The 19,567-nt window shown below is 74.2% G+C and carries 19 protein-coding genes and 1 pseudogene; 10 read left to right on the top strand and 10 right to left on the bottom strand.

The features are described from left to right. The first annotated feature begins 228 nt into the window (after positions 1 to 228). Together ABZ659_RS31085 and ABZ659_RS31080 are read left to right on the top strand one after the other, a co-directional pair. On the top strand, positions 229 to 1,488 hold the full coding sequence (locus tag ABZ659_RS31085) for a hypothetical protein (protein ID WP_360226570.1): 1,260 nt from the start codon (positions 229 to 231) through the stop codon (positions 1,486 to 1,488). A gap of 240 nt (positions 1,489 to 1,728) precedes the next feature. Then, entirely contained in the window at positions 1,729 to 2,868 is a 1,140-nt protein-coding gene (locus ABZ659_RS31080) for a phosphatase PAP2 family protein (protein ID WP_360226567.1), read from the top strand. A gap of 18 nt (positions 2,869 to 2,886) precedes the next feature. On the opposite strand, the gene ABZ659_RS31075 is transcribed toward ABZ659_RS31080, so the two are convergent. Beyond that, a complete protein-coding gene (locus ABZ659_RS31075; RefSeq protein WP_360226564.1) occupies positions 2,887 to 3,102 on the bottom strand; it encodes an I78 family peptidase inhibitor in 216 nt (71 codons plus the stop codon). 437 nt (positions 3,103 to 3,539) lie between these two features. Here ABZ659_RS31075 and ctaD point away from each other — a divergent pair, with 437 nt between their 5' ends. After that, positions 3,540 to 5,219 carry a cytochrome c oxidase subunit I gene (gene ctaD / locus ABZ659_RS31070; RefSeq protein ID WP_360226561.1) on the top strand — a complete coding sequence of 560 codons (1,680 nt, stop codon included), beginning with the start codon at positions 3,540 to 3,542 and terminating at the stop codon, positions 5,217 to 5,219. Here the strand turns inward: ctaD and ABZ659_RS31065 are convergent. Next, on the bottom strand, positions 5,207 to 6,505 hold the full coding sequence (locus tag ABZ659_RS31065) for an ABC transporter substrate-binding protein (RefSeq protein WP_360226558.1): 1,299 nt from the start codon (positions 6,503 to 6,505) through the stop codon (positions 5,207 to 5,209). The genes ctaD and ABZ659_RS31065 overlap by 13 nt on opposite strands. Further along, complete coding sequence (locus ABZ659_RS31060) at positions 6,474 to 7,022, bottom strand: hypothetical protein (protein WP_360226601.1); 549 nt, start codon at positions 7,020 to 7,022, stop codon at positions 6,474 to 6,476. The genes ABZ659_RS31065 and ABZ659_RS31060 overlap by 32 nt, the downstream gene beginning before the upstream one ends. 127 nt (positions 7,023 to 7,149) lie before the next feature. Between ABZ659_RS31060 and ABZ659_RS31055 the strand changes: the two genes are divergently transcribed. Genes ABZ659_RS31055 through ABZ659_RS31045 form a run of 3 tightly spaced genes read left to right on the top strand, consistent with a single transcriptional unit; the run spans position 7,150 to position 10,981 of the window. After that, on the top strand, positions 7,150 to 7,629 hold the full coding sequence (locus ABZ659_RS31055) for a hypothetical protein (protein WP_360226555.1): 480 nt from the start codon (positions 7,150 to 7,152) through the stop codon (positions 7,627 to 7,629). Further along, complete coding sequence (locus ABZ659_RS31050) at positions 7,629 to 10,334, top strand: ATP-binding cassette domain-containing protein (RefSeq protein WP_360226552.1); 2,706 nt, start codon at positions 7,629 to 7,631, stop codon at positions 10,332 to 10,334. Before ABZ659_RS31055 ends, ABZ659_RS31050 begins: the two co-directional genes overlap by 1 nt. Then, positions 10,331 to 10,981 (top strand): ATP-binding cassette domain-containing protein, encoded by a 651-nt coding sequence (locus ABZ659_RS31045; RefSeq protein ID WP_360226549.1) that lies wholly within the window; start codon positions 10,331 to 10,333, stop codon positions 10,979 to 10,981. Before ABZ659_RS31050 ends, ABZ659_RS31045 begins: the two co-directional genes overlap by 4 nt. Here ABZ659_RS31045 and ABZ659_RS31040 read toward each other — a convergent pair. Continuing rightward, entirely contained in the window at positions 10,959 to 11,561 is a 603-nt protein-coding gene (locus ABZ659_RS31040; RefSeq protein ID WP_360226546.1) for a transglycosylase family protein, read from the bottom strand. The genes ABZ659_RS31045 and ABZ659_RS31040 overlap by 23 nt on opposite strands. 107 nt (positions 11,562 to 11,668) lie before the next feature. After that, complete coding sequence (locus ABZ659_RS31035) at positions 11,669 to 12,322, bottom strand: transglycosylase family protein (RefSeq protein ID WP_360226543.1); 654 nt, start codon at positions 12,320 to 12,322, stop codon at positions 11,669 to 11,671. A 547-nt stretch (positions 12,323 to 12,869) separates the two neighbouring features. Between ABZ659_RS31035 and ABZ659_RS31030 the strand changes: the two genes are divergently transcribed. Both ABZ659_RS31030 and ABZ659_RS31025 read left to right on the top strand, forming a co-directional pair. Continuing rightward, complete coding sequence (locus tag ABZ659_RS31030) at positions 12,870 to 13,652, top strand: hypothetical protein (protein WP_360226540.1); 783 nt, start codon at positions 12,870 to 12,872, stop codon at positions 13,650 to 13,652. 76 nt (positions 13,653 to 13,728) lie between these two features. Then, on the top strand, positions 13,729 to 14,097 hold the full coding sequence (locus tag ABZ659_RS31025) for a hypothetical protein (protein ID WP_360226537.1): 369 nt from the start codon (positions 13,729 to 13,731) through the stop codon (positions 14,095 to 14,097). A 49-nt stretch (positions 14,098 to 14,146) separates the two neighbouring features. Here ABZ659_RS31025 and der read toward each other — a convergent pair whose 3' ends face one another. From der to aroH, 5 genes are all read right to left on the bottom strand, one after another. Continuing rightward, positions 14,147 to 15,628, bottom strand: a complete 1,482-nt coding sequence (der, locus tag ABZ659_RS31020; protein ID WP_360226534.1) for a ribosome biogenesis GTPase Der — start codon at positions 15,626 to 15,628, stop codon at positions 14,147 to 14,149. 84 nt (positions 15,629 to 15,712) lie between these two features. Continuing rightward, a complete protein-coding gene (locus ABZ659_RS31015; protein WP_360226531.1) occupies positions 15,713 to 16,360 on the bottom strand; it encodes a lysophospholipid acyltransferase family protein in 648 nt (215 codons plus the stop codon). Next, complete coding sequence (gene cmk, locus ABZ659_RS31010; RefSeq protein ID WP_360226528.1) at positions 16,357 to 17,034, bottom strand: (d)CMP kinase; 678 nt, start codon at positions 17,032 to 17,034, stop codon at positions 16,357 to 16,359. Before cmk ends, ABZ659_RS31015 begins: the two co-directional genes overlap by 4 nt. Before the next feature lie 184 nt (positions 17,035 to 17,218). Beyond that, complete coding sequence (locus ABZ659_RS31005) at positions 17,219 to 18,304, bottom strand: prephenate dehydrogenase (protein WP_360226524.1); 1,086 nt, start codon at positions 18,302 to 18,304, stop codon at positions 17,219 to 17,221. After that, positions 18,301 to 18,663 (bottom strand): chorismate mutase, encoded by a 363-nt coding sequence (aroH, locus tag ABZ659_RS31000; protein WP_360226521.1) that lies wholly within the window; start codon positions 18,661 to 18,663, stop codon positions 18,301 to 18,303. Before aroH ends, ABZ659_RS31005 begins: the two co-directional genes overlap by 4 nt. Positions 18,664 to 18,863: 200 nt before the next feature. Between aroH and ABZ659_RS30995 the strand changes: the two genes are divergently transcribed. Both ABZ659_RS30995 and ABZ659_RS30990 read left to right on the top strand, forming a co-directional pair. Continuing rightward, positions 18,864 to 19,262, top strand: coding sequence for a Rieske (2Fe-2S) protein (locus ABZ659_RS30995; RefSeq protein WP_360226518.1), 399 nt, complete (start codon positions 18,864 to 18,866; stop codon positions 19,260 to 19,262). Between the two features lie 116 nt (positions 19,263 to 19,378). After that, positions 19,379 to 19,567, top strand: a pseudogene (locus tag ABZ659_RS30990) (nucleotidyltransferase); the annotation flags it as partial.

Genomic DNA, 19,567 nt, shown 5'->3' with positions numbered 1-19,567 from the left:
GGCGGGCTCACGGGGTGGGGACTCCCCGCGACTCGGCCGGAGAGGAGCGGTTCCTCCGGCCCACGCAGACGAACGGCGAGTGACACGTCAGCGTACGCGAGTTCCGGACAGGGTCACGTGGCGGACCTCTCACACCGCCACCGGATCGATGTGGCGTACACCACTCCGCTTCCGCGCCGCCCGGCCGTCCGGCACGGGCGGTACGGCGCCCACCCGATAATCGAGCCCGTGATCGATCTAGCGACGCGCGTGGCGCCCCCCGGTGCCGCGCCCACCTGGCGCCGGGCAGCCCCGGCCCTCCTCGGGTACGCCGCCGTGCGCGCCCTGGGCCTGCTCGTCCTGGCCGGCTGGAGCGCCGCGCGCGGCACGAGCGCGTACCCGCTGCTCACCGCCCGCTGGGACGCGCTCTGGTACACCGGGGTCGCGGAGCTGGGCTACGGCTACGAGGTGCGGCTGCCGAACGGCGACGTCCACTCCAACCTGGCCTTCTTCCCCCTGCTGCCGTGGCTGGAGCGGCTGGGGCATGCGGCGACCCCGCTGTCGTACGCCGATTCCGGTTTCGTCGTGAGCCTGCTCGCCTCGCTCGCCGCGGCCTGGGGGGTCTTCGCGGTGGCGGACCATGTGTACGGGCGGCGGGCCGGGGTCTGCGCGGTACTGCTGTGGGCGGCGCTGCCGGTCGGGATCGTGCAGTCGATGGCGTACAGCGAGTCGCTGTTCACCGCGCTGGCCGCCTGGGCGCTGTACGCCGTGCTGACCGGCCGCTGGGTGGCCGCGGGCGCCCTGGCGCTGCTGGCGGGGCTGACCCGTCCGGTGGGGCTGGCCGTGGTGGCGGCGGTGTGGACGGCCGCCGTGGTGACGTTCGTACGCGACCGGCGGGCCCGGCGGGTTGCGCCGTCCGGGCGAGCCCGGAGCACGGCCCCGCCGTCCGGCGCCCACGGTGACGAACGCGCCCCCCTGCCCTCCCCCGGCCCGTCCCCGGAGGGCGCACCCGTCTGGCGGCGCGCCCTCGGTATGGCGCTCGCGCCGCTGGGCGCCGCCGGGTACGTCCTGTGGGTCGGCCACCGCACCGGCGCCGGCCCGCTCGGCTACCTCGACGTCCAGGCGGGGTGGCGCAACGGCTTCGACGGCGGCTACGCCTTCGCCCGCTTCGTCGGCGAGAAGTTCACGTCGTTCCCCTCGGCCCTGGCGGGCGTCGCGCTGGTGGTCGGGGTGGGGCTGCTGGGGTGGCTGTATGTCGTCTGCGTACGGCAGCGCCAGCCGCTCCCGCTCCTGGTGTACGCGGGCGCCGTCACCGCCCTCGCGCTGTGCGCGTCGAGCTACTTCGGCTCCAAGCCCCGGCTGCTGCTGCCCGCCTTCCCGCTGCTGCTGCCGCTCGCCCGCGCCCTGGCGGGGGCGCGTCCGCGCACGTCGGCCCTGGCGGTGGCCGCGACGGTCGCGGTCTCGGCGGTGTACGGGGCCTTCTGGCTGAACGGCTCGGGTCCGCCGTGAACCCGCGACGGCCCCGCGGTGATCGTCCGGGAAATACCGTCCCACCATCCGGTGAACACATATAAAAGCAAGCCAAAACATTACCTGAGGAATGATCAAAGGAATTGCGGGGAAGGAGGTCCAGGGATTACGGAATCCATGGAAATAAACCCCGCTCTGAGATCAATCCCACATCACATCGTCATTACAACCCCGGTGATTCGCGGGGGAACTGACCTCACTCCCTGTAACGTCGATTGGGTGCGTACCGAACCAATGCCGACCCGGCTCGACCGGATCTTCGCCCGACTGGACCGTGAACCGGTGCGGCCCGTCCTCGACGTGCCGCGGATGACACGGCACCGGGTGGTGCTCTTCGGCGCGACGCTCGCCTTCTACCTCGCCATCGTGCTGGCCGTCGCGGTCACCTCGTGGCTGGTCCGCTTCGACTGGCAGGCGATGCTCTTCCGGCCGTACCAGCAGTGGCCGGAGATCCACGCCTTCCTGGACTACTGGGTGGTCCTCGGCCAGCGCGGGCCGACCGCCGTGATGGTCGCCGCCTGGCTCGGCTGGCGGTCCTGGCGGCAGCACACCCTGCGTCCGCTGCTGGCCTTCGGCGCGGCCCTGCTGCTGCTGAACATCACCGTGGGCGCCGTGAAGTACGGCCTCGGCCGCTCGGGCCCGCACTACGCGACCGACGTCGGCTCCAACGAGATGTGGCACTGGTTCCAGGCCGGAAGCGACATATTTCCCTCGGGACACACCGCGAACGCGGTGGTGACCTGGGGCATCCTCGCCTACCTGGCCTCCACGCCACGGGCCCGGCGCTGGCTGTCGGCCCTGTCGGCGGTGCTGTCGCTGAGCGTGGGGCTGACCACGGTCTACCTCGGTACGCACTGGCTGAGCGACGTGTTGCTCGGCTGGGCCGCCGGTCTGCTGATCCTGCTCGCGCTGCCCTGGTGCGAACCGCTGATCGCCCGCGCCGAGGCCGGGATCCTCACCCAGCGCGACCGCTGGACGGAGCGCCTCCCCGGCTCCCGTACGACACCGCGACCCGCGCCCGCACCGGCTCCCGTCGGCGCGGCCGTCGGCCGCACGGCGGGGACCACGGCGGGTCCCGCGGCCTCGGGGCACGGCGGCGACGCCGCTCCCGCGCTGGTCGCCTCGGCGGCCCCGCAGGACGAAGCCGAACCGGAGCCCGACCCGGCCGCGCCGGTGCGCGAGACCATCCTGCCGTCGGCGGTGCGGGCCAACCGGCCGCCGCCGCACCTCGCCCCGGGCCCGCACACGGTCCGCTCCGAGCGCACCCCGGTCACCCCGGTCGGCAGCCGCAGGCCGCCGCACTCCGACCGGGCGCCGCGCAACGCGCCCTCGGCGGCCCGGCCCACGACGGGCGGCTGAGCGGGCGGCGCCGCCCGCTCAGCCCTTCCAGGACCGCACCACCCGGTCGTCCCTGACCTCGAAGTTCAGTCGCCCCACGCGGTACTCCATCGTGATGATCGCGCCCGGCGGCAGCGACCGCACCGTGGACCAGCCCCGCTCACGCGCGCGCCGTTCGGCGGTGGCCGCGTCCAGGCCCACGTAGGCGTCCGGGCTGTCCTGGGGTTCCGCTGGAGGTGTCGGAATGGGTGCCATACGGCCACGCTAGGCGCTGCGCGCCGACCGGGGAAGCCCGGGCCGTGCACCGAGGGTCACTGATCCCCCTCCGGTCACGCTTCTGTCACAGGATCACGACACGCGTTTCGGTCGGCCTCACCCGGCCGGATGAGTGGACCGGTACGTCTTCAGCGGGCTTTCGACCGCAATTCCCGCGTGTCGCCGCGACCTCTCGAATAAAGCAGCGGAAAGTTCCCGGAGGACTGTCCGAGAACCGCGGCCTGAGCCCTTTTCCTTCCGATTCCGGGCCGGGCCACTGCGGCCCGGTGCCGCACAGGAAATACCCGGCTCCCCCACAGCACCTCCGTTCGCCCCCTGTCGCGGCGCGCCCGAGCGCGAGCATCAGGGCGAGGGCCCGTGGCCACGGCGCGGGCTTCCACGGGCCCGGGCGCGACGAGCGAAGGGGCGAGCGAGCCATGGGGACGGAGACGGTACCGGCGCCGGTACGACCCGCGGGGGCCAGGCGGCACGGCCGGGTGGTCGTGGACTGGCTGACCACCACCGACCACAAGAAGATCGGCCACCTGTACCTGATCACCTCCTTCGGCTTCTTCCTGGTCGGCGGGGTGATGGCCCTGCTGATGCGGGCCGAGCTGGCCCGGCCGGGGCTCCAGCTGGTGAGCAACCAGGAGTTCAACCAGCTGTTCACGCTGCACGGCACGATCATGCTGCTGCTCTTCGCGACCCCGAGCTTCGCGGGCTTCGCCAACGAGCTGATGCCGTTGCAGATCGGCGCGCCCGACGTGGCCTTCCCCCGGCTGAACATGTTCTCGTACTGGCTGTTCCTGTTCGGCGGGCTGATCGTGCTCAGCTCGCTCCTCGTGCCCAGCGGTCCGGCCGACTTCGGCTGGTTCGCCTACGCGCCGCTCAACAGCGCGGAACGCTCGCCCGGCATCGGCGGCGACCTGTGGATCATGGGGCTGGCGCTGGCCGGGTTCGGCACGATCCTCGGCGCGGTCAACTTCATCACCACCGTCGTCGGGATGCGCGCCCCCGGGATGACGATGTTCCGGATGCCGATCTTCACCTGGAACACGCTGTTCACGTCGATCCTGGTGCTGATGGCGTTCCCGGTGCTGGCGGCGGCGCTGCTCTGCCTGGAGGCCGACCGGCGGTTCGGCTCGCACGTCTTCGACGCGGCCAGCGGCGGCGCGCTGCTGTGGCAGCACCTGTTCTGGTTCTTCGGCCATCCCGAGGTCTACATCATCGCGCTGCCGTTCTTCGGCATCATCACGGAGATCATCCCGGTCTTCAGCCGCAAGCCGCTCTTCGGCTACCTGGGCATGGTCGGCGCGACGATGGCGATCACCGGTCTGTCGGTGGTGGTGTGGGCGCACCACATGTTCGCGACCGGTGCGGTGCTGCTGCCGTTCTTCTCCTTCATGAGCTTCCTGATCGCGGTGCCGACGGGGGTGAAGTTCTTCAACTGGACCGGCACGATGATCAAGGGCTCGCTCTCCTTCGAGACGCCCATGCTGTGGTCGGTGGGGTTCCTGGTGACCTTCCTCTTCGGCGGGCTGACCGGGGTGATCCTGGCCTCGCCGCCGATGGACTTCCACGTCACCGACACCTACTTCGTGGTGGCCCACTTCCACTACGTCGTCTTCGGCACCGTGGTCTTCGCGATCTTCGCGGGGTTCTCCTTCTGGTGGCCCAAGTTCACCGGGAAGATGCTCGACGAACGGCTCGGCAAGATCCACTTCTGGACGCTGTTCACCGGCTTCCACACCACGTTCCTGGTGCAGCACTGGCTGGGCGCCGAGGGGATGCCCCGCCGGTACGCCGACTACCTCGCGGCGGACGGCTTCACCGCCCTGAACACCGTCTCGTCCATCGGCTCCTTCCTGCTGGGCATGTCGACCCTGCCGTTCCTCTACAACGTGTGGAAGACCGCGAAGTACGGCGAGAAGGTCGACGCCGACGACCCGTGGGGCTTCGGACGTTCCCTGGAGTGGGCGACGTCCTGCCCGCCGCCGCGCCACAACTTCCACGCGCTGCCGCGCGTCCGCTCCGACTCCCCGGCGTTCGACCTGCGCCACCCGGAGTACGGCGTCCGCCACCCCGTCCAGCGGCCCGACCCGGCTCAGGGCTCGTAGGCCAGCTGCGGGACGTCGAAGCAGGTCTCGGTCATCTCGCCCTGCGTGACCCATCCCCCGCCGTCCTGCCAGCGGGCGACCGAGAGGCAGTCGCGGCGGTGGGCGGGCGGCTCGGGGCTCGGCTTGAAGCTCACCGGCAGGAGCAGACCGCCCGCGGTGTAGCCGTCCGCGCGGTTGACGCGGGCGTCGACGCACGCGCGCGTGACGCCCGTCGCCTCCTTCGCGCACGCCGTGGCCGCGTCCGTGAACCACCTCGCCGCCGCCCACCCCTCCAACTGCCACTGCGCGTGCGTCTCCAGCCCCTCGGTGGCGTCCCGGAACTCCCGTACGGCCGGGTGCCCGGTGTCCTCGAAGTTGCGGCTGGAGCCGGTCGCCCACAGGGCGTTGCGGCAACGCGGCGCGTCCCGGTAGTCGTCCTCGACGGTGGACGTCCAGTTCTGCACGTTGGTCACCTTGGCGGTGACGCGGGCGCCGACGTCGTCCATGGCCTGGCACAGCCGGGCGTTGCCGTGGCCGTCGATGGCGTCGAAGACGAGGTCGGCACCCTGCTCCTTCAGGTCGGCGGCGACGGCGCGGAAGTTGGGCAGCGCGAAGTCGACCTGCTCGGTGACGACCCGGTAGCCCTCGGCCCTGAGTCCCCGTTCGACGAGCCGGGCGTAGGCGGCGGACGCGGCCTGGTTGTAGGAGACGACGGCGGCGGTGCGGGCGCCGTGCGCGCGTCTGAAGTACCGGTAGACCGCGGTGCCGCCGTACAGTCTGCCGTCCCAGCCAGGTGTCCCGTTCCGTGGCGCGGAGGTGCCGTAGACGCTGTAGAGGTGCGGGTAGGTGTCGTAGGCGGCGCCGACGGGCTGGCCGCCGACGTCCGGCACGCGCGCGCGGGACACCAGCGGGGCGCCCGCGTAGTCGAGGACGGTGGTGGCGACCAGCGCGACCACGTCGTCGTCGATCAGCTTGCGCACGCACTCGTTGTTGCCGACGCCGCTGCCGCCGTCGTCGCACTCCCGCACCTCGACGCGGCGGCCGTCGACGCCACCGCGCGCGTTGAGCCGGTCGAAGTAGGCCCGAGCGCCGTCGCGCGGGCCGGTGAAGGCGTCGCCGCCGACCGGGCTGGTGGCGCTGGTGACGATGCCGACGCGCAGTGGCTCGGCGGCGGGCACGCGCGTGGGGGTGCGGTCGTCACGCTCGAAGTCGCTCTCCGGGAGGCGGCTGCCGCAGGCGGCGCAGAGGGCGAGCAGCAGCGCCGCCGCGGCGGCCTCAGCAGCCCGGGACCGGCGCCGCCGACCCATCGCCGCTCAGTTGGACCAGCGCGCACAGCGTCTTCGCGGAGACCTTCCAGGTGCCGTCCTGCTCGACCGCCGTACCGGAGGCGTCCGGCAGGACGGTGGCGCCCTTGAGGGTGAGGGTGTAGGTCACGTCCGCGTCGGTCGCGGAGGTGAACTCCACCTCGGTGACCTCGGCCTGGACCTGGCCGCCGCGCTCGTCGCCGCCGAAGGCGCGCAGCACCGGGGCCATCTGGTCGCCGTTCTCCAGGACGGCCTGCTTCTCCTCCAGGGAGGTGCCCGGGTCGAAGAACGTCCGCCAGTTGTCCTTGATCTCCTGCTCGGCCTCTGCCGCGTCGGCGGGCGCGGTGGCCGCGCCGGTCGTGGTCCGTTCCGCGGTCGGCGTCGGGGGCGTGCTCCCGCTGCCGCCGCCCTCGTCGTCGCCGCACGCGGCGAGTGCCGGACCGAGGAAGAGCAGGAGCGCCGCCGCCAACGCCGTCCCCCGTGCCCTCGTCCCCCGCCTGGGGTCGCTGCCGAGAACCATCTGGCTCACCACCGGGTGTCGGTCCGGGCGGTGGGCGCCCGGTTCTTTCAGGGTCAGCTCCCAGAAGGCATAGTGCAAGCCATCGGCATCGGCACGTGCGCCGCCATCCGACGCCTGGGAGCCAGCGATGCGGACAGTCCCACTGCGGACCGTGCGTCCCGTTCTGTGGGTGGGGTGGGCCGCGCTGGCCGCGGGCGCGGTGCTGTGCGTGCTCGGCTGGTACGGCGTCTCCGGCGAGCGCTACGCCGAACGGCAGCTGCCCTACCTCGCGTCCTGCACGGTCCCCGGCGCCGCGCTGATCGTCGCCGGGGCGGTGCTGCTCACCCACGGCCGGGCCACCGCCGCCGCGACCCGGGTGGAGGAGCTGTACGGCCTGCTGGTGAGCGCGGCGGCGGCCGACGCCGGGGAGCCCGGCCGGGCGGCCCTCGCGCCGGTCGCGGTCAGCGGGGAGCTGCGGAGGGTGCCCGGCGGCACGCTGCTGCACCGCGCGGACTGCCCGCTGGTCGCCGGGAAGGCGGAGGCGGTGCCCGTCGACGGGCGGCTGCTCGCGGACGGCGACCTGGAGCCGTGCCCCATCTGCGAGCCCGGTGAAGCGGCCGGGGACTGATGGCGTCGCTGACCTGGGACCTCACGCTGGCCGGTCTCTCGGTCGGCTCCGCCGCCGCGCTGACCGGCGTCGGGCTGATCGTCACCTACCGGGCGACGGGCGTGCTGAACTTCGCGCACGGGGCGATCGCGATGGTGTGCGCGTACGTGCTGCGCGGTCTCGTCGTCGACGGGGGGTGGCCGGTGTGGGCGGCGGCGACGGTGACGCTGCTGGGGGTGGCGCCGGGCCTCGGGGTGGTGCTGGAGCGGTTCGTGTTCCGTCCGCTGTCCGTGCTGGGCGGCGATCCGGCGCAGACGCTGGTGGCGTCCATCGGGGTGTTCGTGCTGCTGGTCGGCGGCGCGGCGGTGCTGTGGGGGCAGGGCGCGCGGGACGACGCGCCGGAGGTGGTGTCGGCCGAGCCGTGGGGACAGCTGGCGGTGGCGGTCACGCTGGCGGCGGGGGTCGCGGCGACGGTCCGCTGGACGCGGTTCGGGCGTGAGCTGCGGGCGGTGGTGGACGACCGGCGGCTGGCGGTGCTCGCGGGCGTGGACGCCGACCGGGTGGCGGCGGCGGGGTGGGCGTTCGGGGCGTTCACGGCGGGGCTGACGGGGGTGCTGCTGGCGCCGTACGTGCGCCTGGACCCGTACGGGCTGCCGCTGCTGGTGATGGAGGTGGTCGCGGTCGCCGTGGCGGCGCGGATGCGCGGGCTGGCGGTCGCGGTGGTGGTGGCGCTGGGCCTGGGGATCGCGCAGAGCCAGCTGACCCGGCTGCACCCGTCGGGGTGGACCGAGCCGCTGCTCCAGGCGGTGGGCGCCAACCTGTTCGTGGTGGCGCTGCTGGTCGCGGCGCTCGTGCTGCCCGGGGTCGGCACGCGCGACGCGCTGCCGCGCACGGCGAGCGCGCGCGTGCCGACGCCGCCGGGCGCGTGGATCGTCGCCGGGGTGCTGTTCCTGCTGCCGCTGGGGTTCGCCGGTCCTGACCTGCACACGTCCGTGCAGGTCCCGGCGCTGGGCGTGGTGCTGCTGTCGCTGGTGGTGGTGACCGGGCGCGGCGGCCAGATCTCGCTGGGGCAGGCGGCGTACGCGGGTCTGGGCGCCCTGTTCACCGCCCTCCTCGCCGCGGGCCGCTTCCCGGGCCTGCCCCGGCTGCCGGAACTCCTCGCGCTGGCGGTCGCGGTGGTGCTGGTCGCCCCGCTGGGGGTGCTGACCGGCTGGCCCGCGATCAGCAGGCAGGGGCTGGCCCTCGCGCTGGCCACGTTCGCGGTGGGGGTGGGCGTCAGCCGGTTCGTCCTCGCCCAGCCGTACGCCACGGCCGGGCTGGCGCTGGGGCGCCCCGCCGGTTTCGACGGGGACCGCGCGTACTACGTCCTGGAGCTGTGCCTGCTCTGCGTGGCCCTGCTGACGGCGCACGCCCTGCGCCGGGGCCGGACCGGGCGCGCCCTGGCGGCGATGCGGGACCACGAGGCGGGCGCGCGGGCGGCCGGGGTGCGGGTGCCGTCCCTGAAGCTGCTGGCCTTCGTCTCCGGTGCCGCGCTGGCCGCCCTCGGCGGCGGGATGCTCGGCATGGGCCTGCGCGCCTTCGACCCCGGCGCCTACGACCCCGTCCGGGGCCTGCTGTGGTTCGCGGCGGTGGTCGTCCTGGGCGCCGACAGCACCCTCGGCGCGCTGGCCGCCGCGGCGCTCCTCGTCGGCCTGGACGCGGGGGCCCGGGGCGGCGTGGCCGCCGCGGTGGTCGGGCTGCTCGCCGCCCTCGTCGGCCGCTTCCCCGGCGGGCCGTACGAGGCCCTGCGGACGGCGGGGGAACGCCTGCGCCCCCGGCACCGGGCCCGGCTGACGCCCCTGGGACGACGCCTGCGCGCACGGCTGCGGCCGGTGGAACGGGGTCGGCGCGGCTCCGCCCTGACGGGGGCTACGGCGCTGACGGGCGCCGTCCCGGGGGGAGGCGCCGTCGGCGTCGCGGTGGTGCGGACGCCGTCGGGGGGCCTGCGCCGGCGGCGGGGGGCGACGGCCGTCCCACGCCCTCCCGAACCCCCTACGACTCCCCTCCTCACCGCCCGCCAACTCCAGGTCGCCTACGGCGGTCTCACCGCTCTCGACGGCGTCGGGCTCGATCTGCCGCCCGGCCGGATCACCGCCGTCGTCGGGCCGAACGGGGCCGGGAAGAGCACGCTGTTCCACTGTCTCGCCGGGACCGTGCGGCCGGGGCGCGGGCGGGTCGGGTACGGCGGGCGGGACATCACGCGGCTGTCGGCGCAGGCGCGGACCCGGCTCGGGATCGCACGGACGTTCCAGCGGCTGGCCGTCTTCCCGACGCTGACGGTCGCCGAGAACGTACGGGTCGGCGCCGAGCAGGGGCGGGTCGTCGACCCGGGCGCGGTGGAGCGGGCACTGCGGCTGCTGGGCCTGGACGGGCCGGTGCGGGTGCTGCCCGCCGCCGGTCTGCCCACCGGCACCCTGCGCCGCGTGGAGCTGGCCAGGGCCCTCGCGGGCGGCCCGCGCGTGCTGCTCCTGGACGAGCCCGCGGCGGGCCTGGACACCGCCGAGGTGGCCGCCCTGGCGCGCGTGCTGAAGGCCCTCGCGGCGGACGGCACGGCGCTGCTCGTCGTCGAGCACGACCTCGACCTCGTGGCCGACCTCGCCGACGTCGTGCACGTCATGGCGGCGGGCCGGATCGTCGCCTCCGGCCCGCCCGACCGGGTCCTCGACGGCCGGGAGGTCACCGCGTGACCATCGCCCTGCGCCACGCGCGCGTACGCTACGGCCCCCTGGAGGCCCTGCACGGCGTCACCCTCGCCGCCCCCTCCCCCGGCCTGACGATCCTGCTCGGCCGCAACGGCTCCGGGCGTACGACGGCCCTGCGCGCGCTCGCCGGAACCGTGCCGCTGTCCGGCGGGGCGGTGGTGTGGGACGGCGCCGACGTCACCCGGGTGCCCGCCCACGAACGGGCCCGCCGGGGCCTGTGCCTGGTCCCGGAACGGCAGGCGGTCTTCGGCTCCCTCACCGTCCGCGAGAACCTCGAACTCACCGCCCCGGCCTACGCCCCCGCCCTCGACGCGTACCCGCAGCTCGCCCCGCTGCTCCCGCGCCGCGCGGGCACCCTCTCCGGCGGCGAGCAGCGGATGCTGGCCCTCTCGCGCGCGCTGCTGTCCCGGGCTCGCGTGGTACTCGTCGACGAACCCGCGCAGGGCATGTCCCCCGCCGTCGCGGCTCATACCTACGGACTGCTGGCGGCGCTCCACGCGTGCGTGGTCGTCGCCGAGCAACGCGTGCCGCCCGCGCTGCACGGCCGGGCGGCACTCGTGTACGAACTGCGCCGGGGCGCCGTCGTCTTCGCCGGGGAGGCGGCCGAACTCAGGCGTCCGCGGCCCCGGTGAGCGGCGGCCCGAACACGGCGGGTGCCCGCCCGGGGTCCTGGGCGCGGAGCGTGCCCTTCGGCAGGACGAGCAGGGTGCCGACCCTCAGCAGGTCGGGGCTGGCGCCGATGGTCTTCTCGTTGGCCTCGTAGAGGGTCCGCCAGCCGCCCTTGACGCCGTACTTGCGGGCGAGCGAGGAGAGCGTGTCGCCGGGTTTCACGGTGTGCATCCGGCCGCTGAGCCCGTACCGCTTGGAGCAGACGGGCCAGGCCTCCCACCCCTGGACCGCGAGCACCTCGGAGGCGACCGCGATCTGCTGCTCGCGGGTGGCGAGGTCGGCGCGCGGGGCGTACTTCAGGCCGCCGAACTCCCGCCAGGTGGGCTGCCAGAACTGGAGCCCGCCGTAGAAGCCGTTCCCGGTGTTGACGTCCCAGCGTCCACCGCTCTCGCAATCGGCGACGCAGTCCCAGGGCCACTTGTCCCCAGGGCAGGGCCGGGGGGCCGCGACGGCGGCGGGCGCGAGGGAGACAGCGGCGGGGACGGCGAGGGCGGCGAGCGACGCCGCCGCGAGGACGCGCGGGATCCACGTGGGCTGGGGCATCGGCCCACGCTAAGCGGCGCCCCGCGCCCGCCCGGCGAGCCGCGCCCCACGGCGTCCGGCGCCCCACCCGGTCGGCGGACCGGGCGGGGCGGGTAACCGAGAGGTCGTCAGAGTTCGAGCCGCTGGCCGGGCGCGATCACGTCCGGGTCGTCGCCGATGACGGCCCGGTTGGCGGCGTACAGCCGCTGCCAGCTGGTGCCGTGCCGGGCGGCGATCCCGCTGAGGGTGTCACCCGCGCGGACGGTGTAGTCGCCGCGGTAGGCACCGCGGTCGGTGTGGCCCGAGGTACGTGCCGGGGCCTGCGTGGACTGCCGTGTCGGCGCCGGGTTGGTGCCCGGGCCGGACTCCCCGGACCCGGGGGGCGCCGCCGCCGGTGCGCCGCCGTAGGCCCCGGCCCGTGCCGAGCAGGTCGGCCACGCACCCCAGCCCTGGGCCTGCTGCACCTTGGTGGCGACGGCGATCTGCTGTTCCCTGGTGGCCCCGTCGGCGGTCGGCGCGTAGGCGGTGCCGCCGTAGGCGCGCCAGGTGGACGCGGAGAACTGCAGGCCGCCGTAGTAGCCGTTTCCGGTGTTGATGTGCCAGTTGCCGCCGCTCTCGCACTGGGCGATGCGGTCCCACACTCCGCCGTCCGCCGCCGCGGCGTCACCGCTGGCGGCCAGCAGCCCGAGCGGAGCGAGCAGCGCCGCCCCGGCGAGGACCACGGTCGTACGGGTACGGCCCGACGTGCGGGCGTCACGGGTGGTATCGGCACATTCGGACATGGAACTCCCTCTCCACGGACCCGGGGTCCCCCGGACGGGACGCGTCCGCCGTGCGGGGGCACGGTGGTCGCGCTCCGCCCCGTCCGCCGTGAGTGGTGCCGCGCGTCGGCCGTGGTGCGGCCGACGCGTCCGGTGGACGTCCCCGAGCGGTGCTCTCTGCACACGGCCGAGGAATGTACGGAGCCCGGCGAGCCCGCATCAACCAACTCCCCGTCCGAGCAGGCCAGTTAGCCGTTACCCGGGGTAGCGGCCCTTTCCGGACACCCATTTCGTTCGCCGATTTCCCGATTTGTCGACCAACGTCGAGACCCGGCTGTGACCCACTTCACCGCGTCAAGTTGCCTGACACGACACGGAGTTGACCCTGAGTGCCCGGTTCCGCCGGCTCGGTGACGCTGTGCGGTGGATGAGGCGATTCCGTTCGCCGTACAGCGTGACTCCCGCCACAGATCACCCGTTGTCTTCTGCATGGGCCCGGGACCGACCCGGACCACGGGCCGGGAGCCACCCGGCCCCTGCCACGCACCGCATCCCGAGGGAGCCACCCGTGCCGCGCATGGTCGACGTCAGCGACGAGGTACGCGCCGAGATCGGCGACGAAGAAGCCGACCGGCTGCTCGCCGGAGACAACACCCCGGGCAGTTACGACTGCACGTCCTGCCGCACGCCGGGCGACTGCGAACGCGAGCGGACGAGCACCATCCTGTTCATCGGCGACGAGACCGCCGTGCTCGCCTTCGCCCACTCCACCTGTCTGCCCTCCCAGGTCGTCCAGGTCACCGAGGAGCAGCTCAGAGGTGCCGTGAAGTCCATCAGCGGCGACACCGTCGACCTGGAGCCGGAGAAGGTCGTGCCCGAGCAGGCCGTCCTCGGCGTCACCAGCGGGCTCGTGCTGCTCGCCGGTGAGCTGCACCCGGCGCTGGTCGTCGAGCCCACCGGGCCCATCGTGCGCCCCGGCGCCACCGGCGCGGGCGACGACTTCCTGCCGCTCCTGATCGAGCAGGGCTTCATGCCGCTGACCGAGCTGACCGGCGTCCCGTCGGTGCTGCACGGCTGGTCGGTGCTGCTCGCCATGGGCCAGCTGCACGCCGTGCTCCAGCCGGGCACGGGCGGCGGCCAGCCGGTGGCCTGGTGGCAGGCGCACCAGCCGCTCCAGGTCACCGAGAGCTGGCGCGCGGCGGCCAACAAGCACCAGCAGGTGCTGATGTTCGCCGCGCCGGTCGGCTCGATCGGCCGCCAGCCCCGCGAGGACCTGCTCCGCGACGCCCTCGACAAGGCCGCCGCCAACGGCAAGCTGGTCGCCGCCGCCCTGCCGCTCACCGGCACCTGAGCCGCCGGGAGGCCCACCGCCCCGCGCCCCTCGGGACCGCCCGCATCCCCTGACGCGCGGGGTCGTTTGGACATACGTGCACGCATACGACGTTTCCCGCCGCCCGTCCCACCCGTCACCCACCCCCGCACGACCGGACCACGACTTCCGGGGCGGCCCATCGGCCACGCCGATCTACGACACGCTCTACGCCGAGTACGTCAAGACGTTCCGCGCGCTGCCGGGCGACCGCAGCGGCGAGGAGGAGCTGGCCTTCACCGCGTTCGGGACCACTCCGCACAGCACGGGCGGGTTCCACGTCCCCGCCCCGGCGTCGTACGGCGGCTTCCACGGCCCGGGACAGCAGTGGCACCGCGTCGGACAGCTCAGCCAGCTGGGGCAGCAGCACTACACCGGGACGCGTCACCTGCCCGCGCTGCCCCCGGCCCCGCGCCGGGGCCTCTGACGAAGAGGGAGGGGCCGCGGCCCCTCCCTCCGTCCGCTGTCGCCCTCCGTCACCTCTTCTTCGAGCGCTTCTCCCGCACCCGCACCGAGATGTGGATCGGGGTGCCCGCGAAGCCGAACTCCTCCCGCAGCCTGCGCTCGATGAAGCGCCGGTAGCCCGCCTCGATGAAGCCGCTGGCGAAGAGCACGAACCGGGGCGGCTTGGTGCCCGCCTGGGTGCCGAAGAGGATGCGGGGCTGCTTGCCGCCGCGCACCGGGTGCGGGTGGGCGGAGACCAGCTCACCGAGGAAGGCGTTCAGACGACCGGTCGGCACCCGGGTCTCCCAGCCGTCGAGGGCGGTCTCGATCGCCGGGACCAGCTTCTCCATGTGCCGCCCGGTGCGCGCCGAGACGTTGACGCGGGGCGCCCACGCCACCTGGCCCAGCTCGGTCTCGATCTCCCGCTCCAGGTAGTAGCGGCGCTCCTCGTCGAGGGTGTCCCACTTGTTGAGGGCGAGGACGAGCGCGCGGCCCGCCTCCACCGCCATGGTGACGATCCGCTGGTCCTGCACCGAGATGGACTCGGCGGCGTCGATCAGGACGACGGCGACCTCGGCCTTCTCCACGGCGGCGGCGGTGCGCAGCGAGGCGTAGTAGTCGGCGCCCTGCTGGAGGTGGACCCGCTTGCGGATGCCGGCGGTGTCGACGAACTTCCAGGTCTTGCCGCCCAGGTCGATCAGCTCGTCGACCGGGTCGCGGGTGGTGCCCGCGAGTTCGTTGACGACGACGCGCTCCTCGCCCGCGACCTTGTTCAGCAGCGAGGACTTGCCGACGTTCGGCCGCCCGATCAGCGCGACCCGGCGCGGCCCGCCGATCCCCGTACCGCCGAACATCTCGCGCGGCGCGTCCGGCAGCGCTTCGAGTACGGCGTCCAGCATGTCGCCGGTGCCCCGGCCGTGCAGCGCGGAGACGGGGTGCGGCTCGCCGAGGCCGAGGGACCACAGGTACGAGGCGTCGGCCTCGCCGCTCGGGCCGTCGACCTTGTTGGCGCACAGCACCACGGGCTTCCCGGCCTTGCGCAGCAGCCGTACGACCGCCTCGTCGGTGTCGGTGGCGCCCACCTTGGCGTCGACGACGAAGACGACGGCGTCGGCGGCGTCGATGGCGAACTCGGCCTGCGCGGCCACGGAGGCGTCGATGCCGAAGACGTCCTGCTCCCAGCCGCCGGTGTCGACGACCTTGAAGCGGCGGCCCGCCCACTCGGCCTCGTAGGTGACCCGGTCCCGGGTGACGCCCGGCCGGTCCTCGACGACGGCCTCACGGCGGCCGATGACCCGGTTCACCAGGGTCGACTTGCCCACGTTCGGGCGGCCCACGACGGCGACGACGGGCAGCGGCCCGTGCCCGGCCGCCTCGATGGCGCCCTCGACGTCCTCGAGGTCGAAGCCCTCTTCCGCGGCGAGCTCCATGAACTCCGCGTACTCGGCGTCGCCGAGCGCCCCGTGCTCGTGCTCGGAGGGGGCCGAGCCGTCGGGCTGGATCTGGTCGTTCATGAAGTCCGTACCTCGTAGTTCATTCGTGGTGATCGGTGGGGAGTGCCCGGTTTCGCCCCGGCACGACCCACTACTCAGTGTCGCCTAGCGTCCGGTGAGACGCCTGGCGTTTTCCAGGTGGGTGGTGAGCTGCTTCTGGATGCGTGCGGTGGCCTCGTCAAGGGCCCTGCGGGTGCGGCGGCCGGTGCCGTCGCCCGCGTCGAAGGGGTCTCCGAAGACCACGTCGACCCGGCTGCGCAGCGGGGGCAGCGCCTTCACCAACCGTCCCGGGCGGTCGGAACTTCCCAGCACCGCCACCGGGACGACCGGCGCCCCGCCGCGGACGGCGAAGTAGGCGAGCCCGGCGCGCAGGGCGGCGAAGTCGCCCTCGCCCCGGGTGCCCTCGGGGAATATGCCGAGGACGCCGCCCGCCTCCAGGACGCCGAGCGCCCGGGTGATCGCCGTGCGGTCGGTGCTCGCGCGGTCCACCTTCAACTGGCCGATCCGGGTCAGGAAGGGGTCGAGCGGGCCGACGAAGGCCTCCTTCTTGACCAGGAAGTGCGTCGGCCGGGGCGCCACGCCCATCACCATCGGGCCGTCGATGTTGTGGGAGTGGTTGACGGCGAAGATCACCGGGCCGGTCGCGGGCACCCGCCAGGCGCCCAGGACCCGCGGCTTCCACAGCCCGTACATCAGGCCGACGCCGATCCGGCGGCCGACCTCGGCGCCCCGCGCCGACGGCACCTCGGTCACTTTCCGGCCCGCTTCTCCTCGACGAGGGTGACGACGCACTCGATGACCTGCGTCAGCGTCAGCTCGGTGGTGTCGACCTCGACGGCGTCGTCCGCCTTGGCCAGCGGCGCGACCTTGCGGCTGGAGTCGGCCGCGTCCCGCTTCAGCAGGGCCTCGCGGGTGCTGTGGACGTCGGCGCCCTTCAGCTCACCGCTGCGGCGCGCGGCCCGTGCCTCCGGCGAGGCGGTCAGGAAGATCTTCAGGTCGGCGTCGGGCAGCACGGTCGTACCGATGTCCCGCCCCTCGACGACGATGCCCCGCTCCGCCGCGGCGGCGATGGACCGCTGCAACTCGGTGATCCGGGTCCGCACCTCGGGCACCGCGCTGACCGCGCTGACCTTGGAGGTGACCTCCTGGGTGCGGATCGGCCCGGCGACGTCCGTGCCGTCCACGGTGATCGTCGGGTGGGCCGGGTCGGTGCCGGAGACGATGTCCGGCTTGCCCGCGGCGGCGGCGATCGCGGCCGGGTCGCCGACGTCGATGCCGTTGGTCACCATCCACCAGGTGATCGCCCGGTACTGGGCGCCGGTGTCCAGGTAGCTCAGCCCGAGCTGCGCCGCCACGGCCTTCGAGGTGCTCGACTTGCCCGTGCCGGAGGGCCCGTCGATGGCGACAATCACTGCGGCGCGTTCCACTGTGGGGACACCTTTCCTGGTCCTGGGAGGCGGGGAGGGCGCGGTACGCCCGGGACAAGGTTACTGGGTACGGCTCACCCATCCGGCCGACGCCAGGTCGAAGAAGCCCCTCCGGCGCTTGAGGGCGAGGCCCGTCCGGGGCGGGGGCGTGGGGGCGGCGGCCCCCACCCGACGGCACCGGGCCCTACTGCCGGACGGACCACCCGCGCTCCGCCAGCGCGGCGCCGAGCACCCCCGCCGCCTTCGGCTCCACCATCAACTGCACCAGCCCCGCCTGCTGCCCCGTCGCGTGTTCGATGCGCACGTCCTCGATGTTGACCCCGGCCCGCCCGGCGTCCGCGAAGATCCGGGCCAGCTGCCCCGGCTGGTCGTCGATCAGCACGGCGACGACCTCGTACACCCGCGGCGCGGACCCGTGCTTGCCGGGGACCCGGACCTGGCCCGCGTTGCCGCGTCGCAGCACGTCCGTGATCCCGGCGGTGCCCTCCCGCCGCTTGGCCTCGTCGGAGGACTGCAGCGACCGCAGCGCGCGCACCGTCTCGTCGAGGTCGGCGGCGACGTCCGTGAGCAGGTCGGCGACCGGCCCCGGGTTCGCGGAGAGGATGTCGATCCACATCCCCGGCTCGGACGCGGCGATCCGGGTCACGTCCCGGATGCCCTGCCCGCACAGCCGTACGGCGGCCTCCTCGGCGTTCTCCAGCCGGGCGGCGACCAGGCTGGAGACCAGGTGGGGCATGTGGGAGACGAGGGCCACGGCCCGGTCGTGGGCGTCGGCGTCCATGACGACCGGCACGGCCCGGCAGTGCGAGACCAGCTCCAGGGCGAGGTTGAGCACCTCGGTGTCGGTGTCCCGGGTCGGGGTGAGCACCCAGGGGCGGCCCTCGAAGAGGTCACCGGTCGCGGCCAGCGGCCCGGACCGCTCCCGCCCGGACATGGGGTGGCTGCCGATGTACGACGTGAGGTCGAGCCCCAGCGCCTGGAGTTCCCGGCGCGGTCCGCCCTTGACGCTGGCCACGTCGAGGTAGCCGCGGGCGACCCCGCGCCGCATCGCGTCGGCGAGCACCCCGGCGACGTGGGCGGGCGGGGCGGCGACGACCGCCAGGTCCACCGGCCCCGCGGGCGCCTCGTCGGTCCCGGCGCCGAGCGCGGCGGCCGTACGGGCCTGCTCGGGGTCGTGGTCGGCGAGGTGGACGACGACGCCGCGCTGGGCCAGGGCCAGGGCGGCGGAGGTGCCGATGAGGCCGGTGCCGATGACGAGTGCGGTCCTCACTGGGCGATGTCCTTGCGCAGGGCGGCGGCGGCGCCGAGGTAGACGTGGTTGATGTCGGCGCGGGGCCGGTCGGACTCGACGTGCGCGAGGATCCGCACCACGCGCGGCATGGCCCCGGCGACGTCCAGTTCCTGGGCGCAGATCAGCGGGACGTCGACGATCCCGAGCCCCCGCGCGGCGGCGGCCGGGAACTCGCTGTGCAGGTCGGGCGTGGCGGTGAACCAGATGCTGATGAGGTCGTCCGTGGCGAGCCCGTTGCGCTCCAGGACGGCGGTGAGCAGGGCGCCGACCCGCTGGTCCATGTGCCCGGCCTCGTCCCGCTCCAACTGGACGGCCCCCCGGACCGCTCGTACCGCCACAACCCGCTCCTCAGCTCGGTTCTCCGTCCGTCCAGCGTAGTCAGCGCGCCGGGGCCGGGCGCGCGGCGCCCGCCCGCTGAGACGACCGTTTCCTGACGCTCCGTCCCGGCTTGCTTCGTCCTGGGGCGCTTCGGTGCCAGGATGCTCCTGCTCACGGCCCGGAACATCCCGGTTCTCCCCCGCTGACTCGGAGTGACGACATGCCCCACGTACCCACCCGCCGCACGGTCCTGCTGGCCACCGGCGCGACAGCGCTCACCGCGGGCTGCGGCGGCGGTGACGGCGACGGCTCCGGCGGTGACGCCTCCGCCGGGCGCGAGCTGGCGAAGACGTCCGACATCCCCGTCAGCGGCGGCCGGGTCTTCAAGGCGGAGCGGGTGGTGGTGACCCAGCCCGCCGAGGGTGAGTTCAGGGCCTTCTCCAGCACCTGCACCCACCAGGGCTGCACGGTGGCCGAGGTCGCGGACGGCACCATCAACTGCCCCTGCCACGGCAGCAGGTTCCACATCGAGGACGGCTCGGTGGCGCACCCCCCGGCGACGAAGCCGCTGCCGGAGAAGCGGATCACCGTGGACGGAAACTCGATCCGCCTGGCGTGATCCGGCCCGTACGCTCCGGTCCATGAGCCCCACCCCCTCGGCCTCGCCTCCGGACCTGGTCCGCGACCACACCGTCTACGCCTGCGTCATGGGCTCCCGCGCCTTCGGTCTGGCGAGGTGACCAGCGCGAGCCGCTGCTCGCCGTGAAGCGCGGTGAGGTGTCCTGGCGGGAGGCGGAGTCCTGGATGGCCCGGCTGGAGGCGGAGGCGGAGCGGGCCGCCCGGCGCACGCCGCTGCCGCCCGAGCCGGACGGGCGCCGCGTGGAGGACTTCCTGGTCCGCGTCCGCCGCGCCTCGGCGCACTGA

Origin of the sequence: Streptomyces sp. NPDC006997, assembly GCF_040635175.1 — a bacterium.
Taxonomy (GTDB): Bacteria; Actinomycetota; Actinomycetes; order Streptomycetales; family Streptomycetaceae; genus Streptomyces.
Note: the sequence above shows the minus strand (reverse complement) of the source record. Positions and strands in the feature narration are given on the sequence as shown.